The 14,864-nt window shown below is 39.7% G+C and carries 14 protein-coding genes; 11 read left to right on the forward strand and 3 right to left on the reverse strand.

The annotated features are described in order from the left end of the window. Positions 1-631: IS30 family transposase (locus FQ204_RS08145; protein ID WP_144207107.1), on the reverse strand; the 631-nt coding region annotated here is incomplete at its 3' end. Between the two features lie 216 nt (positions 632-847). Then, positions 848-1,396, reverse strand: a complete 549-nt coding sequence (locus tag FQ204_RS08150) for a TetR/AcrR family transcriptional regulator (RefSeq protein WP_144210525.1) — start codon at positions 1,394-1,396, stop codon at positions 848-850. A 126-nt stretch (positions 1,397-1,522) separates the two neighbouring features. Between FQ204_RS08150 and FQ204_RS08155 the strand changes: the two genes are divergently transcribed. Together FQ204_RS08155 and metG are read left to right on the forward strand one after the other, a co-directional pair. Next, entirely contained in the window at positions 1,523-2,836 is a 1,314-nt protein-coding gene (locus tag FQ204_RS08155) for an MATE family efflux transporter (protein ID WP_144210527.1), read from the forward strand. A 112-nt stretch (positions 2,837-2,948) separates the two neighbouring features. Next, entirely contained in the window at positions 2,949-4,946 is a 1,998-nt protein-coding gene (gene metG, locus FQ204_RS08160) for a methionine--tRNA ligase (RefSeq protein WP_144210529.1), read from the forward strand. Between the two features lie 400 nt (positions 4,947-5,346). Here metG and FQ204_RS08165 read toward each other — a convergent pair whose 3' ends face one another. Continuing rightward, positions 5,347-6,528, reverse strand: coding sequence for a DUF2974 domain-containing protein (locus FQ204_RS08165; RefSeq protein ID WP_144210531.1), 1,182 nt, complete (start codon positions 6,526-6,528; stop codon positions 5,347-5,349). A gap of 91 nt (positions 6,529-6,619) precedes the next feature. Between FQ204_RS08165 and FQ204_RS08170 the strand changes: the two genes are divergently transcribed. The 9 genes from FQ204_RS08170 (at position 6,620) to FQ204_RS08205 (ending at position 14,850) form a co-directional block, all read left to right on the forward strand. Beyond that, positions 6,620-7,306 (forward strand): response regulator transcription factor, encoded by a 687-nt coding sequence (locus FQ204_RS08170; protein WP_144210533.1) that lies wholly within the window; start codon positions 6,620-6,622, stop codon positions 7,304-7,306. Next, positions 7,290-8,270: a sensor histidine kinase gene (locus tag FQ204_RS08175; protein ID WP_144210535.1), complete on the forward strand. Its 981-nt coding sequence runs from the start codon at positions 7,290-7,292 to the stop codon at positions 8,268-8,270. The genes FQ204_RS08170 and FQ204_RS08175 overlap by 17 nt, the downstream gene beginning before the upstream one ends. Before the next feature lie 122 nt (positions 8,271-8,392). After that, complete coding sequence (locus FQ204_RS08180) at positions 8,393-9,151, forward strand: TraX family protein (RefSeq protein WP_144210537.1); 759 nt, start codon at positions 8,393-8,395, stop codon at positions 9,149-9,151. Positions 9,152-9,212: 61 nt separating this feature from the next. Further along, positions 9,213-9,341 (forward strand): hypothetical protein, encoded by a 129-nt coding sequence (locus FQ204_RS10730; RefSeq protein ID WP_022526886.1) that lies wholly within the window; start codon positions 9,213-9,215, stop codon positions 9,339-9,341. A 13-nt stretch (positions 9,342-9,354) separates the two neighbouring features. Further along, positions 9,355-10,122: an ABC transporter ATP-binding protein gene (locus tag FQ204_RS08185; RefSeq protein WP_144210539.1), complete on the forward strand. Its 768-nt coding sequence runs from the start codon at positions 9,355-9,357 to the stop codon at positions 10,120-10,122. Then, a complete protein-coding gene (locus tag FQ204_RS08190) occupies positions 10,115-12,103 on the forward strand; it encodes an ABC transporter permease (RefSeq protein ID WP_144210541.1) in 1,989 nt (662 codons plus the stop codon). The genes FQ204_RS08185 and FQ204_RS08190 overlap by 8 nt, the downstream gene beginning before the upstream one ends. A gap of 137 nt (positions 12,104-12,240) precedes the next feature. Continuing rightward, on the forward strand, positions 12,241-12,567 hold the full coding sequence (locus FQ204_RS08195) for a PadR family transcriptional regulator (protein ID WP_144210543.1): 327 nt from the start codon (positions 12,241-12,243) through the stop codon (positions 12,565-12,567). Next, on the forward strand, positions 12,564-13,391 hold the full coding sequence (locus FQ204_RS08200; protein ID WP_144210545.1) for a hypothetical protein: 828 nt from the start codon (positions 12,564-12,566) through the stop codon (positions 13,389-13,391). The genes FQ204_RS08195 and FQ204_RS08200 overlap by 4 nt, the downstream gene beginning before the upstream one ends. A 70-nt stretch (positions 13,392-13,461) precedes the next feature. After that, positions 13,462-14,850: an APC family permease gene (locus tag FQ204_RS08205; protein ID WP_144210547.1), complete on the forward strand. Its 1,389-nt coding sequence runs from the start codon at positions 13,462-13,464 to the stop codon at positions 14,848-14,850. The last annotated feature ends 14 nt before the right edge of the window (positions 14,851-14,864 follow it).

Consider the following 14,864-nt stretch of genomic DNA (forward strand, 5'->3'; position numbering starts at 1 on the left):
AAAGTTGTTCGATGGCTGAAAACATGGCTTTGGCTGTTCTATCTGGTATCTTGAAGGCTAAGTAAAAACGAGTTTTTCGCTCTAGAAAAGTCGCTAAACACCCCTTGCTTTTGCCTCTGGAAGACACTACAGTATCAAGCTCCCAGTGGCCAAAAGTTTCACGATTCCGAACCTCTTTAGGACGTTTGGCAATCGGCGTGCCAATCCTAAATGTCCCACGTGTTTCTTTGGGTTGTCGAGTTCTTCCTTTACGACGGAGGACGCTTAAATCCAGATCAATCAAACCAGCATAGAGCCAGTTATAGATGGTTTTAAAAGCTACCATTGGCTTTTGTTCAAGCTGATAGCGCCCACAAATCTGTTCAGGCGACCAGGAGGATTTTAAACCGTTCTCAATTTCCTTTTTCAACTTTGGTGTTAAACAAGACTTCCGACCTTTTTGCTTAGCCCTGTGGTCGTACTGTTCCTGTGCTAAGACTGCGGAATAACCATTTTGACATCGTCTTAACTCTCTTGAAATGGTAGACTTATGGACGCCAAGTTTACTTGCAATTTGGCAAGGTTTTAAACCTAATTCCAAGTAGGTTTCTATCTTTATTCGGTCGGTTATGGTAAGATGGGAGTAGCTCATAGTTTTTCCTCGGGTTCTGTTTGTGTGGTTACTTACAGTTTACACCAATGAAACGCTATGAGATTTTTTGTTGAACTATATTTTACAATTTATCAAGAATAAAAAAATCGTCTGCCTATTTTTTAGTTTTTAACAACTTATTTTACCTTATGTATTAGGTATAGTTATTGGCATTATGTTTGTTTGACAAATGTTTTCTTTATACTTAGTCGTCGGTCAAGCTAGTAATTTGAGATAAAAATGTGTGATTTCAACAGCCTCTAGTTCTGGTCGGGCATGTAGCCACCAACTAAGTGTTGTTAAAAAGGTATCAATAATATATTGATTTAACAGTTGGTCAGGTAGAGAACTTTCCTTAAAATAAATGGGTTTAAGAATGGGAACCAAATATTTTTGAAGTTCTGCTTGCAGACTGCGGCTAAAATAATCATCTTTCAGCTGGTAAAGGGTTGTCACTTTATCAGCATTTTCTTTGAAGTGCTGGTAAAGATGAGTTACTTGTTCTTCAAGGCTTCCTTTGTGCAAGGATTGATTGGTTTGATGTTCAGCAAGAGAAGAAGTCACAAAAACGTGTTGAAAAAGCTGATGACAAACGGCGATTAGCAAATCATCTTTGCTTGTAAAATGACTATAAAACGTTGAACGACCAATATTAGCCTTCCGACATAATTCGCCGATGCGAATATCATGAAATGATTTTTGAGATAATAAATCAAAAAATGCGATAAAAATAGCTTCCTGTGTTTTGACTTCCTGACGTGTCATGAGATTTCTCCTTAAATGGACATTTTTTCTTTTTTGTCTATCATTGAACATTATAATATTTTTGCTTATGGTTTTAAAGTTAAAAGTTTAAGATAATAGAGATAATTTAAAGAAAGAAGCAGTCTGATGACAAATACATTACATAAATCTATTTTAAATCTTGCTATACCAGCAACGATTGAAAATATTTTACAGACTTTGGTGGGCTTTATTGACACCTTGATGATTGCAAAGCTTGGCTTGACGGCGGTAACCGCAGTAGGTGTTTCAAATACGATTCTAAATGTTTACTTAGCGGTTTACATAGCCATTGGAGTCGGCTGTTCAGCCCTTGTATCGCGAAATATTGGTGCAAAAAATAGCAAGGCTGCAAAGATCGTTGCTGTTCAGTCGATTTATCTAGGACTCATTGTTAGTTTGGTTTTTGGTTTGGCAGCGGTGCTGTTTGGACACTATCTTTTGCTTTGGATGGGGCTTGATGCAACAGAATTGGCAGCAGCCAAAACCTATTTTTACCTTGTTGGCGGATTGACGTGTTTTAATAGTTTGATGACTGTTTTAGCAAGTATTATTCGTGCAACTGGTGATACCAAGTCGCCAATGACGATTTCAGCTATCACAAATGTGACGAATGTATGTGTTGACTATGTTTTGATTTTTGGTATTGGATCATTTACTGGATTTGGCATATTGGGGACAGCGATTGGAACAGTAATTGCCAGAATTTTTGGAACGGTTTTATTATTTAAGAAATTACAATCTTCAGCACTAGCCTTGCAAAAAGAGGATTTAAGGTTTGGATGTCGTGATAAGGAATTGATTTCCTTGACCATTCCAGCAACTGCAGAGCGTTTGGTCATGCGTTTGGGACAAGTGGTTTATATGAGCTTGATTGTTGCGATTAGTAGTAAAACGTATGCCAGCCATAATATTGCAGGTTCAATTGAATCATTTGTTTACATGCCAGCTTATGGTTTAGCAACGGCAGCAGCTGTTTTGATTGGTATGGCAAAGGGGGAAAAAGATTATCATAAAATTCGTCAAGTTGGCTTTTGGTCAGCGCTTTATGGAATAATTATCTTAGGATTTTTCGGACTATTTCTGTTTTTTGGTGGAGCTTATTTTGCTACTTTCTTTACCTCTGATAGCTCTGCGATTGCCCAAGTGGGCATCGCTTTAAAAATTGATGGGTTTATCCAACCTGTTTTAGCGATTAGTTTGATTTTAGCAGGTGCTCTTCAAGGAATGGGGGATACCAAAACGCCTCTTTACAGCACGATTATTGGCATGTGGGGAATCCGTGTGGTTGGTGTATTCCTTTTCGGACAATATTTTGGTTTAGGAATTGCAGGTGTTTGGTTATCAATTCTGATTGATTTAGCCATTCGAGCTATTTTCTTATCTTACCGCTTTAATAAAGTCACTAGAATCTTGGCATGATTACCAAGACTTTTTTCGCATTGTTATGCTATTTTACCTATAATCAGCTATAAATTTGTGTTATAATGAAGTGTTACTAAAAAAGGTTTCATTTGCCTTGAAAGGAAAAACTATGACTGAAAAGAATTTTTACATTACAACGCCAATTTATTATCCAAGCGGTAAGCTCCATATTGGCTCTGCTTACACGACCATTGCCTGCGATGTCTTGGCTCGCTACAAACGCCTCATGGGCTATGATGTCTTTTACTTAACTGGTCTGGACGAGCACGGTCAAAAGATCCAGTCTAAGGCCGAGGAAGCAGGGATCACGCCACAGGAGTATGTTGATGGCATGGCTGTTGGGGTCAAGGAACTCTGGAAACTCTTGGACATTTCTTATGATAAATTCATCCGCACAACCGATGATTATCATGAAAAAGTAGTAGCCGATGTTTTTGAACGTCTTCTGGCGCAAGATGATATTTATCTAGGTGAGTATTCTGGTTGGTACTCTGTTTCAGACGAGGAATTTTTCACAGAAAGTCAATTAGAAGAAGTCTTCCGTGATGAAAACGGCACAGTAACAGGGGGAATCGCTCCGTCAGGTCACGAGGTGGAGTGGGTCTCTGAGGAGTCTTACTTCCTCCGTCTCAACAAATACGCAGACCGCTTGGTAGACTTCTTCAAAGCACATCCAGACTTTATCCAGCCGGATGGTCGGATGAATGAAATTATCAAAAACTTTATCGATCCAGGTCTTGAGGATCTTGCAGTATCACGGACTTCCTTCACTTGGGGAGTGCCTGTACCGTCCAATCCTAAACACGTGGTTTATGTCTGGATCGATGCCCTGCTCAACTATGCGACAGCTCTTGGCTATGGTCAGGATGCAGATGCCAACTTTGAAAAATTCTGGAATAATGGAACAGTCTTCCACATGGTTGGAAAGGATATCCTGCGTTTCCACTCTATCTACTGGCCAATCATGCTCATGATGCTGGATATGAAATTGCCAGATCGCTTGATTGCCCACGGTTGGTTTGTCATGAAGGATGGCAAGATGTCTAAGTCTAAGGGCAATGTCGTCTACCCAGAAATGCTGGTGGAACGCTTTGGGCTAGATCCGCTTCGTTATTACCTCATGCGTAGTCTTCCAGTTGGTTCTGACGGCACTTTCACGCCAGAAGACTACGTGGGTCGTATCAACTATGAATTGGCAAATGACCTTGGAAATCTCCTCAACCGTACGGTTGCGATGATTAACAAGTATTTTGACGGACAGGTGCCGACTTACGTAGAAAATATCACGGACTTTGATGCGGACTTGGCAGCAGTGGTAACAGAAAATATCGCAATCTACCACAAACAGATGGATGCTGTGGATTACCCTCGGGCGCTAGAGGCTGTCTGGAACATCATTTCCAGAACCAATAAGTACATTGATGAGACAGCTCCTTGGGTACTGGCTAAAGATGAAACTAAGAAAGCTGAACTGGGTGCAGTTATGAGCCACTTGGCAGCTAGTCTGCGTGTGGTGGCACATTTGATCAAGCCATTCATGATGACAACCAGTGACGCCATTTTGCTCCAGCTTGGTTTGCCAGAAGCAACTTCGCTGGAAAATCTTGATTTGGCAGGATTGCCAGCAGGCTTGACTGTGGTTAAAAAAGGAACACCAATCTTCCCACGTCTAGATATGGACGTAGAGATTGCCTACATCAAGGACCAAATGGAAGCAGGCAAACCAGTTGTTGAGAAGGAATGGAAACCAGAAGAAGTCGAGCTCACACTCAACCGTAAGGAAATCAAGTTTGACGATTTTGACAAGGTAGAAATTCGTGTCGCAGAAGTTAAAGAAGTTGCTAAAGTCGAAGGTTCTGATAAATTGCTCCAATTCCGCCTGGATGCTGGAGACGGCGAAGATCGTCAAATCCTCTCTGGAATTGCCAAGTTCTATCCAAATGAGCAAGAATTGGTCGGCAAAAAAGTCCAAATCGTAGCGAACCTCAAACCACGCAAGATGATGGGGCGTATCAGCCAAGGCATGATCCTCTCAGCAGAATATGGTGATCAACTAACTCTGCTCACGGTAGATCAAAATGTACCAAATGGTAGTTTGATTGGGTGAGCTCACAGGAAGATTAAAATTAAAAATGAGGCTGGGACAATAATGTCTCAGCCTCGCTTTGTAAGGGTTATAAGCTTGTCGCCTCGATCCACGGAGTGAATGGGAACTGTTCGTCCGAGGGTCGGACGGTCTGCCTGAAAAGAGGTTCACTCTGTCCAAGGGTCGGACGACCTATTTGAGAAGTCGTTAAAAAAGAGAGGTTGGGACAAAAGTTCCCAACCTCACGTATTTTATAGTTTGGCTTGCAATACGCAGTGGTTGGTTGGATATCCTTATCCCTTGTTATACCGGTGATAGCGGCTATCCTAACCAACTGTGCGGAGGTGGGACGACGAAATCAAATTCTTCGAATTATTGATTTCTGTCCCACTCTCTTTGTAATATAAGATATGATGATGTGCTATTCATCTTTATTTAAAATGGAAAACCTCTCCGCCAGACTAGCCCAGTTCTCTCGTATATCAGTCATAAAAGCAGTTGGATTGGGTGTTTTGAAATCGTCAATCCAGGCTTGGTAACGGATAGAAATGAGAAGTTGTGTTAAGCGATTCAGCATTTCTTTTTCTTGATCTGTAAGGGCTTGGGCATTTTGGACGATAGTCAGCAATTTCTTGATACTGTTGGGTTGGAAAAATTCATCAATGGACGTAATTTGAGCGTCTAAAATGAGACCGAAAAAGACATCAAAGAAATCTTTAAGCTCGTCATCGGGAACAGTCTCCACCCATTCTTTTAGAGTTTTATCTGTCTGAATGCTATCTGGGTTGAGCGTATCAAGTAAAACAAAGCGCTCGTTTTCAATCTGCCAAGAGAAAGTGTCATGCTGGGCGATTCCACCAATGGCCACGCTTTTAACGATGTGAGCCTGTTTAGGAGTTTCCAACATCATCCCGACGATAGAGCCTTGCGGAATGTAGCGTTTGATTTTTGGAGCCATTTCCTGATAGCCGTCTGTTTCAATCACTGTATGATTCAGTCCCGGAGCGTCAAAACTATAGATTTGAGAAATTCTTGCTTGCAAAGCGGGCTCCACTTGGCTGCCAGCGTAAGTCGCTAGATTGCCACCTTTGGAATGTCCTGTCAAGATAAAGGTCGCTGTTGGAAATGCCTGCATGACCTTTTGAACGTAGCGTACAGCAGTTTGCTGCGCAGGGACATGCTCCATATAAGTCATATGAAAATCTTCTTTCCAGCCAATAATAGAGTCATCTGTTCCGCGAAAAGCGATAACATAGGTGTCTAAGCTGATTTTATAAGTCATAGCAGCAAATTGTTTTTGCACATCAAGATCAATATCATTCACATAGCCCAAGAGTTTGATGTTCTTATAGCGCTTCACCTTAGCGGCTTGTTCCAAAAGTGCCAAGCGGTGTTTGGTATTCATCATGGAAATTTCTTGGGGCATGTATTGTGGTACATCAACCAAGCGATGGGCTTGTTGTAAGGTCAAACTCTCTGTAACAATGTCATCAAAGTTCAGATAGGTCATTTCAGTCAAGAGTAGCATATCCAGCGCTGTAAAGGACTGGTCGTAGATACTATCGTATTGTACATCTTCTAAGTAGTTAAAAATATTTCCCATAGTCATTCTCTTTCGTAAATCTACTGTTAGTATAGCATATTTTCCCAAGTCTTTGTTATAATAGAAAAAGAAAACAGAAAAGAGGGATAGCATGCACAAGATATTATTAGTGGAAGATGATGCCATCATCCGTCAACAAGTCAAAAAAATGTTGGAACAATGGGGATTTGAAGTGGTTGCAGTAGAGGATTTCATGCAGGTTTTGACGATTTTTGTCAAGGAAGAACCACATCTAGTGCTGATGGATATTGGTCTCCCGCTTTTTAATGGTTATCATTGGTGCCAAGAAATTCGTAATATTTCTAAAGTGCCCATTATGTTTTTGTCATCAAGAGACCAAGGAATGGATATCGTTATGGCAATCAATATGGGTGGAGACGATTTTGTCACCAAACCATTTGACAATAACGTCCTTCTTGCTAAAGTGCAAGGATTGTTGCGGCGGTCTTACGAGTTTGGTACCGATCAAAGTCTGCTAGAATATCATGGTGTGATTCTCAATCTAAAATCTATGGATATGATGTATGAGGGAGAAGTGATTACACTGACAAAAAATGAATTTCAGATTTTGCGCGTGTTGTTTGAGCATTCAGGCAGCATTGTTGCCCGTGATGATCTGATGAAAGAACTCTGGAATAGCGATTTCTTCATTGATGACAATACCTTATCTGTGAATGTTGCGCGGCTGCGTAAGAAATTAGAAGAAGCAGGGCTCAAGAATTTCATTGAAACAAAGAAAGGAATAGGCTACGGATTAACCAATGGATTATCAGAATAAGCGTCTATTTTTCAAATATTATCTGCGCTCTAAGCAGTTTTTATGTTTGCTGCTACTTATTTTTTATGGTCTGCTGTTTATCTTTTCTTATCTTTTTGAAGATGAACGTGCTGTTTTGCAGTATGTCATGTTGCTCTTGCTCTTGATTAGCTTGCTGGGCGTCATCTTAGACTTTGTTAAACAATATCAAAATTTTCGCCGTGCCGTTTTATATGCTGAAAGTCAGGCACACACTCCTTTAGAAGCATTACTTTTTTCCAAAATCGAAACTTTAGAAAAGGACAAAAAAGGGCTGCAATTACAACATCAAGAAAAGCAGAGTGATTTACTAGATTATTACACACTTTGGGTGCATCAGATTAAGACACCGATTGCTGCGAGTAAGCTCTTGGTGCAGGATTTACAGGATCAGACGCTCAAAAATCAATTGGAGCAGGAGTTGTTTAAGCTCGACTCTTATACCAACTTAGTCCTGCAATATTTGCGTTTGGAAAGTTTTCATGATGACTTAGTCGTGAAAAAAGAAAATATAGAGGACTTGGTCAAAGATGTTGTCAAAAAATATGCGATTTTCTTTATTCAGCAAGGTCTTCGTTTGAATTTGCATGATTTGAATCACACCATTATCACAGATAAAAAGTGGTTTCTTGTCATTTTAGAGCAAGTGCTTTCTAATAGTCTTAAATATACGAAGCAAGGTGGCATTGAGATTTTCTTTAAGGAAGATACCTTGTATATGAAGGATACTGGTTTGGGAATTCAAGATGCTGATCTTCTGCGCGTGTTTGAGCGAGGTTTTTCCGGCTACAACGGGCGCCTAACGCATCAGTCATCAGGATTGGGGCTCTATTTATCTAAGAAAATTGCAGATGAACTGGGGCATGAGTTGCATTTGCAGTCGGTGGTCGGAGAAGGCACAACCGTTATGATGACGTTCAAAGAGAAGAAATTATTATTTGAATAAATGCAATCTTACAAAATTGTAAGGTTCGTCTCTAAAAATGAAAGGTTATGTTATGGTAGTAGCCTTTCTTTTTTTGTATCATAAGATTAGAAAATGAATGATGTTTAATAGAGGAGGCAGTTATGAAAACAAAAGGATTGAACGCTTTTCAGCTCAAGCTCTTAATGGCCTTTTTAATGGTCTTTGATCACCTTGAAAAAATACCAGGTTTATTGTCAGGTGAATGGGTGAGTATTTTTCATGCTTTAACACGTTGTGTGGCGGTTTGGTTTGCTTTTGCAGCAGTGGAAGGTTTTCGATATACACGGAGCCGCTTGCTTTATAATGTACGTCTCTTTTTCTGGGCAGCCATTATGTTTGTAGGCAATACGATTCTCAATCTGCTGTTTCAGTCTAAAGGAGTTCAGATATACAATAATATTTTTCTAACCTTGGCTTGTGGTGTACTTGTATTAAATCTCTTTTTTGGGATTTCCAAAAATAGCAATTCGATTGACATCAAACGCCAGCCCATTCACTTTATCTTAGGCATTGTTGTCTGCTTGCTGGCTGGTTTTGTGACAGAAGGTGGCATGGTCATTATTCCATTTATGCTGATTACCTATACTTGCAGGGAAAAGAAAAAACTACGAAATCTGCTGTATGGTATTTTAGCGGTTATCCTATTTTGTATGAGTATTCAGATTTACCCGACATGGATCGACACACTGTTAATGATGTTTTATAATTCCGATTGGCTTTTTATCACCGTACTGCCTTTCATTTCACTTTATAATGGTGAGCGCGGTCCTGCAACCAAGTGGAGCAAGTATTTCTTTTATATCTTTTATCCAGCTCATTTATGGTTGATTATTTGCATTGCTTATCTCGTTCAAAAATGAGTAAATTATAGTCTTGCGGCGAGCAATTCGTTGCAAAGTAGTATCAAAAAAGGAGAACAAGATGAAATATGGTAAAATTTTATTGAAACAAGACAGGCAATTGCTTCAGCCAAGCGTAAAAGATATTGAAAAAGCGCAATTTGGCTACGAAGTGAGTCAATCAGCGCAACAGTTATATTTTGGATTTTAAAAAGGAGAAAATCATGACATTATTAGATGTACAACACGTGAAGAAAATTTACAAAACTCGCTTTCAAGGTAATCAAGTGGAAGCACTGAAAGACATTCATTTCACAGTAGATGAGGGCGATTATGTCGCTATCATGGGAGAGTCGGGCTCTGGGAAATCCACTCTGCTTAATATTCTTGCTATGCTGGATAAACCAACAAAAGGACGCGTCTTTCTCAATGGCACGGATACAGCGACGATTAAAAACAGTCAGGCTTCGAGCTTTCGTCGGGAAAGATTAGGCTTCGTTTTTCAAGATTTCAATCTCTTAGACACGCTCTCGGTCAAGGACAACATTCTCTTGCCGCTCGTTCTGTCGCGCCGTCCGATTACAGAAATGATGCAAAAGCTGGTTACGACCTGCAATGAACTGGGGATTAACCAATTGCAAGAAAAGTTCCCCTATGAAATCTCAGGCGGTCAAAAACAACGGGTGGCAGTAGCACGTGCTATTATCACCAATCCAGAAATTTTATTGGCGGACGAGCCAACAGGCGCACTCGACTCTAAATCTTCAGCAGCGCTTTTAGATGTGTTTGATGACATCAATGACCGCGGACAGACGATTCTTATGGTGACGCACTCGACTTCTGCAGCCAGCCGTGCTAAGCGTGTGCTGTTCATCAAGGACGGAATTTTGTACAATCAAATCTTCCGAGGAGACAAGACCGAGCGGCAGATGTTCCAAGAGATTTCTGATACTCTAACGGTTATGGCAAGCGAGGTGGGTCAAGGTGCTTAGATTAGCAGGAAAACTAGCAGTTTCAAACCTAGTGAAAAATCGCAGATTGTATTATCCGTTTGCTTTGGCAACTTGTTTGGTCGTTGCTATTTCGTATATTTTTAATTCCCTAGCCTTTAATCCCCATTTGCAAAAGATGCAGGGGGCAAGCTCTATTGTGTTTGTCTTAGCTCTTGGCGTGATTGTTGTGACAATTGCTGCGGCGATTATCGTTTTTTACGCCAATAGTTTTGTCATGAAAAATCGCTCGAAAGAGCTGGGGCTGTATGGAATGCTAGGACTCAATAAACGTCACCTTTTTACGATGGTGTTCATTGAGCTATTGATTCTAGGCTTGACGACTGTAGCCATTGGTTTAGGATTTGGTGTCCTATTTGACAAACTGATTTATGCCTTTTTACTGAAATTGATGGGGTTCAAAGTTGTATTGGTTTCAACTTTCCAATTACCTGTTCTGATTTTTGTTGTGGCAACCTATGCCTTTATTTTTGCAGGTCTAGTGGTTGTCAATGGTTTTCGGATTTTACGTTTTAATGCGTTGCAGCTGGCTAAGGAAAAGAGCAGCGGTGAGAAAAAAGGACATTTTCTTCTACTTCAAACGATTGTTGGACTGGCTTCTCTAGCCTATGGATATTATCTAGCTCTTAGTGTAAAAAATCCAATGGCAGCGATTCTCATATTTTTCGTAGCGGTTCTCTTTGTTATTTTAGGGACTTATCTGTTGTTCAACGCAGGGATTACAGTATTTTTGCAACTGCTCAAGAAAAACAAACGATATTACTATCAGCCCAATAACATGATTTCTGTGTCCAATCTGATTTTTCGGATGAAGAAAAATGCGGTTGGCTTAGCGACGATTTCGATTTTGTCAACTATGGTCTTGGTCACTTTAGCTGGTGGTATCAATATTTATGCAGGTGCTGATTACCTGAAAAAAGTGATGTATCCACAAGACTATATTATACGAGGAAGAGAAGTATCAGCTACCCAATTGGAACAGGCATTGACAGAGTTTGCAAATGAAAATCATCTAGAAGTCACTAAGAAAAATGCCTATCAATATTATTCAATGGGAATTAAAAAACAAAACGGCAATCAGCTTGATATTTATCCAAAAGGAGAAAACAAAGTTTCTCCGCAAGCTTATATTCTTCTGTTTTCAGCTGTGGATTATCAAAAGATGACTGGCAAAACGTTGGATTTGAAAGACAATGAGACAGCAATCTTTGCAAAAGGAATGTCTATCAAGCAAGATCAACCTCTTAAACTGGTTGGACAAGAATTGACAGTAAAAGAACTCTTAAAAGAAGACTTTGTCCTTGAGAATATCATGGATGAGTACAATATCATTGTGCCGCAGTCACTTTTTATGGTTGTCAATGATTCACAAAAGATAGCAGATGCACAAAAGGAACACTACACGATTAACACAGAATTATATGGTGGGCTGAATATCAAGGCTTCTGATAAGGAAAAAGGGGATCTGGATACAACTTATCAGAAAAAATTGCAGCAATTCAATACAACTCTCCCAGATAATGCTGGTGTGTATGGTTATACAAGAATTAAAGGTGTGCAGGAAATCATGAGCATGCTCGGCGGAGTTTTCTTTATCGGAATTTTCCTATCTATTGTCTTTATGTTAGGAACGGTTTTGGTGATTTACTACAAACAAATTTCAGAAGGATATGAAGACCGCGAGCGCTTTGTGATTTTACAAAAGGTAGGTCTAGATGAAAAGCAGACCAAGCAAACTATTCGCAAACAAATGCTGACTGTATTCTTTTTACCACTTGCTTTTGCCTTTGTACATCTGGCATTTGCTTACCATATGTTAAGCCTCATGCTGAAAGTTCTGGGTGTGTTAAATGCTACATTGATGTTGGAAGTTACGCTTGGCGTTTGTGCTGTTTTTCTTATCGTCTATATACTCGTCTTTCTGATTACATCACGCAGTTATCGTAGAATTGTGTCGATGTGATAGAAAATTGTAGGTTGGGGGAACCCAGCCTTTTTTATATTATCACTAATATGCTTTACAAACTAGTAGATAAATGATATACTAGTTCCAGAAAAGGTAGTTTGTATTACAAAATAGTGATTGAAAGGAGTGAGTAGATGGAACAGACACAACTCTTAAAAGGTATTTTAGAAGGCTGTGTGTTAGAAATCATTTCCCAAAAGGAAATTTATGGCTATGAACTGATCCAAGAACTGAAAAAACTAGGTTTTAATATTGTAGCAGGAACCATTTATCCTCTGCTGCAAAAGCTAGAGAAAAAAGGCTACATCAAAAGCTGGCTCAAGGCTTCTCCAGATGGACCAGATCGCAAATATTTCACTATAACAGTGGACGGTGAACTTTATTTGCAAACGTTCTGGCAACAGTGGGAAGTGTTGGCGGCGAATGTCGAAAAAGTAAAAACATGGAGGAATCTAAAATGAAAAAAGAAAATGTCGTTATTCAAGAAATCATTCAAAGAACTCAAGCATTGATTGCGCGATTGAGTCCAGAAAATCAAGCTTATTTTGACAAAATCAATGAATACATGGTCTTATCTTCTCTCCTGCGTGATGAAAGAGCTATTCGGGAGCAGATTTATCAAATGGTATTGGATTTTTCGGACGCAGAAAGAGACGGCATAAGTGCTCAAGAGTTTTTCGGCAATGCTCCCAAAGGAATGGCTGATGAATTGGTCAACAATAGTCCTAGGATACATTTAAAAAGTGCGTTATTTATTAGTGGTTTGATTGGAGTGATTTTAGCTTTTTGTCGTTTATTGAGTAGTTTTTCATCATCTACTTATTTGACTATATCTCCTTTTCTTTATCTAAGTGATGTTGTACTTGGCTTGTTTGGAATAGGATTGATTTTTCTAGTCCTAGCGAAGACCGTTTATAGCCATTATACAAAATGGGTTATTGGAGTAAGCAGTGTCTTTTTAGTAGCTGTAGGATTGCTAGTGAGATGGTTGGCAGAGGAAAATTTAGCAACGTTTTTCGTATTTATCATTTCAAATCCTTGGGATGTGGTGTTAATGGGAATGTCTTTTCTTATCTGTTTGTTTGCGATTAGGCGAGATAAAGTGTTTCAGCCTATGCTTTTTCCTGTAGGAGGGATGATTTTAACGGGACTTTTAAAGCGTTGGACAAAAGAAATGCAGATAACAGACACCTTATGGACAACGATTATTCCTATTGCCATTATTATTGTCTCGTTACTAATCTTTTATGGTTCATCTTATTATGTGTTTAAAAAGAATAAATAATCCTATTTCTTATGTCTAAATCCCGCAATCTGTGATATAATGGGATATCTAACATTTTGAGGAGATGGTTATGAATATTTTTCGGAAAAAAGATGTCAGTCGAGATCGGACTGGCATGCGTCGTCATTTACGATTGTTGGATTTGATTTTGTTAGGAATTGGCGCTATGGTGGGAACGGGGATTTTCACGATTACAGGAACGGCGGCTGCAACTCTAGCCGGTCCTGCTTTGGTGATTTCGATTATTATTTCTGCTCTTTGCGTGAGTATTTCTGCTTTCTTTTATGCAGAATTTGCATCGAGAATTCCTGCAAATGGGGGCGCTTATAGCTATCTCTATGCTGTTCTTGGAGAATTTCCAGCTTGGATAGCAGGTTGGCTGACCATTATGGAATTTATGACGGCTGTATCTAGCGTTGCTTCTGGTTGGGCTTCTTATTTGAAAGGTTTGCTGAGTGGATTTGGTTTGAGTATGCCCAAAGCACTCAACGGAACCTTTAATCCGCAAGCGGGAACTTATGTAGACTTACTGCCGATACTTGTCTTGGTATTTGTGACGGGTGTGGTTTTATTAAATTCTAAAGCAGCTCTGCGGTTTAATTCTGCTTTGGTTGTCTTAAAGTTTTCGGCACTTGCCCTTTTTATCCTTGTAGGAATTTTCTTTATTAAGCCTGAAAATTGGTCTCAGTTTGCTCCATTTGGCTTTGGTAAACTTTATGGTGGTGAAGTTGGTATCATGGCTGGTGCTTCTCTGATGTTCTTTGCCTTTTTGGGCTTTGAGTCTATTTCTATGGCAGTAGACGAGATTAAGGAGCCGCAAAAAAATATTCCACGAGGGATTGTGCTGTCTCTTAGTATCGTAACGGTTTTATATATTGTGATAACTTTGATTTTGACAGGGATAGTACACTATACCAAGTTAAATGTGGCAGATGCTGTTGCTTTTGCTCTTCGTAGTGTCGGTCTTAGCTGGGCGGCTAATTATGTGTCGGTAGTGGCTATTTTGACCTTGATTACTGTCTGCATTTCCATGACTTATGCTCTGTCTCGCATGATTTATAGTGTGGCACGTGATGGTTTGTTGCCAAAATATTTCAGGAAATTAACCGCTACTAGTCGAGTTCCGAAAAATGCAACGATTTTGGTAGGAATAGCTGCAGCAGTGTGTGCTGGTATTTTTCCGCTAGCCAGTATTGCATCCTTTCTAAATATCTGCACCTTGGCTTATCTGATTTTGTTAGCAGTGGCTATTTTGAAGCTGCGCAAGGATAGAGGGCTTCCTCAAGCAGGGGAATTTAAAACTCCTCTGGTACCCTTGACACCAATCCTATCGATTATTATCTGCCTGTCTTTCATGACCCAATATGGCTCTGATACTTGGCTGGCATTCGGGCTTGCCTTACTAGTCGGAACTATTATTTATTTTATCTATGGCTATCAACACTCGGAAATCAATTGATAAGTTTACCTTAC

The sequence above is a fragment of the Streptococcus constellatus genome (assembly GCF_902167705.1).
GTDB classification, from domain to species: Bacteria; Bacillota; Bacilli; order Lactobacillales; family Streptococcaceae; genus Streptococcus; species Streptococcus constellatus_A.